Here is a 1,272-nt window from a genome sequence, read left to right on the forward strand (position 1 = left end):
AGGAAAAGACGGTTTGTCGCCGTCAGTTGCGCCGCAGTCAGCTACTGGGATTCTTTACCAATCGCGAGCCTTGTCTGATCGGCATGGAAGCCTGTGCCAGCGCCCATCACTGGGCGCGCAAGCTGCAAGCGATGGGACATACGGTGAAGCTGATCGCGCCGCAGTTCGTGAAGCCCTACGTCAAGGGTAACAAGAATGATGCCAACGACGCCGAGGCCATCTGCGAAGCAGTCGGCCGGCCCAGTATGCGCTTCGTGCCGGTAAAGACGGTAGAACAGCAGGATTTGCAGGCGTTGCACCGCATTCGTAGCGAGCTGATCCGGCAGCGCACCGCCAAGGTGAACCAGATTCGCGGCTTGCTGGGCGAGTACGGCATCGTCGTGGCACAGCACGTACCAGCATTGCGCAAGGCGCTGCCGGAAATCCTCGAGGATGCCGAAAACGGACTGAGTGTGTACTTCCGTACCCTGCTGGACGGTCTACGCGCCGATCTGGTGTATCTGGATGAGCAGATCGACCTGCTGGATCAGAACATGCAGCACCAGGCCAGCACGAATGCGCAGGCAAGAAAACTGCAGCAACTGCGCGGCATCGTCCCGATCACTGCCACGGCGCTGGTGGCGGCCATCGGGCAGAACGCGGGCCAGTTCAAGCGCGGGCGCGATCTGGCCGCCTGGCTGGGATTGACGCCCGCTCAGCACAGCAGCGGTGGCAAGAACAGGCCGCTGGGTATCAGCAAGCGTGGCGATGCCTACCTGCGCACCTTGCTGATTCACGGTGCCCGCGCAGTTGTGCGAACTGCGGCGGGGCGATCCGACCGACTGAGTCTCTGGATTCAAAATCTGTGCAGCCGGCGTAACAAGAATGTCGCAGCAGTCGCGCTAGCCAACAAGACCGCTCGGCTGGTTTGGGCACTCCTTAGTCGCGAAGCGGATTACGACCCGGCCTACGGGCTGGAAGGGTGTGAAGCGACCTAAATGCCATCAGTGCTTCCTGGCCCCGACAAAGGGATGATAAACGAGTAAGCCAACCTTCACGATTGCAAAGCAAGCCGCAGTGATGGCCGACCGGTCGAACCGGCGTTAGCAAAACCCTGGTGGGGCGAAGTGCAAACAGCACGATGAATCGATTGGGAGCTAACGCGCGAATCGCGAATAGCCCATCATGGCCCGGGCGATAACGCCCAACTCAAGGCCGGATATACGTGAGCAGTCGATCCGACGACCTGAACTGTGAAATGCTAGCAAGCCGGGAGGAGTCCATATACGCCCC

1 protein-coding gene is annotated in these 1,272 nt (G+C 60.3%); it reads left to right on the forward strand.

Annotated elements, in window-relative coordinates; genetic code table 11:
• Window positions 1-977: IS110 family RNA-guided transposase (locus AC3WG5_RS19190; protein WP_492570330.1), on the forward strand; the 977-nt coding region annotated here is incomplete at its 5' end.
• Window positions 978-1,272 lie beyond the last annotated feature (295 nt).

Source organism: Pseudogulbenkiania sp. FW507-F1 (assembly GCF_058781125.1).